We start from the raw sequence: 240 nt of genomic DNA, 5'->3' as shown, positions 1-240 counted from the left end.
CCCGTGAGGTAGTGGGCAAGGAACTTGTCCTGGTGCGAATGCAAGACGTCCACGTCGGCTTCCTTGTTCTGGCCGCGCTGATGGCCGTAGTCGAGGAAGAAGAGCGAGATGTCCGCGCTCGGATGCTCGGTTCGCGTGCGGTTGTAGAAGCGGATCGCTTCGTCGGCGGGGAAGATGTCGTCGGTCCAGCCGTTCGAGATCAGAAGCGGCGCCGGCGGAATCGAATGGTCGATGTAGTAC

Annotated in this window: 1 protein-coding gene; it reads right to left on the bottom strand. The window is 61.2% G+C overall.

What is annotated here, in order from left to right:
- The coding region (locus QSV46_RS40925) for a hypothetical protein (protein WP_314964468.1) at positions 1 to 240 on the bottom strand (240 nt) is incomplete at both ends.

It is taken from the genome of Bradyrhizobium cosmicum (assembly GCF_032290525.1).
In the GTDB taxonomy this organism is placed as follows: Bacteria; Pseudomonadota; Alphaproteobacteria; order Rhizobiales; family Xanthobacteraceae; genus Bradyrhizobium; species Bradyrhizobium cosmicum_A.
Note: the sequence above shows the minus strand (reverse complement) of the source record. Positions and strands in the feature narration are given on the sequence as shown.